The 239-nt window shown below is 58.2% G+C and carries 1 protein-coding gene; it reads left to right on the top strand.

Features of this window, described 5'->3' with window-relative positions:
• On the top strand, window positions 1-239 hold a 239-nt coding region (locus RVY79_RS21420; protein ID WP_317466643.1), incomplete at both ends, for an acyltransferase family protein.

Here is a 239-nt window from a genome sequence, read left to right as displayed (position 1 = left end):
CAGCCTGAAGCGGAAGAGCGTCGGCCACTTCCTGCGCGACCGCGCACTGCGGCTCGGCTTGCCCTTTCTGGCCATGATCTTCGTGCTGATGCCGATTGCCTATTACGCATCGTTCAGCCTCTCGACCCACAAGACCGGCTTCTTCGAGTTCTACGTCAATAATTTCAGACAGGGCCAATGGTTCGCCGGTCCTGGCTGGTTCATCTGGTATCTGCTGTTCCTCGATCTCGTGGCGATCC

Origin of the sequence: Chromohalobacter sp. HP20-39 (assembly GCF_033052815.1) — a bacterium.
Taxonomy (GTDB): domain Bacteria; phylum Pseudomonadota; class Gammaproteobacteria; order Pseudomonadales; family Halomonadaceae; genus Chromohalobacter.
The sequence above is the reverse complement of the archived record's forward strand: the minus strand, read 5'-3'. Positions and strand labels throughout refer to the sequence as shown.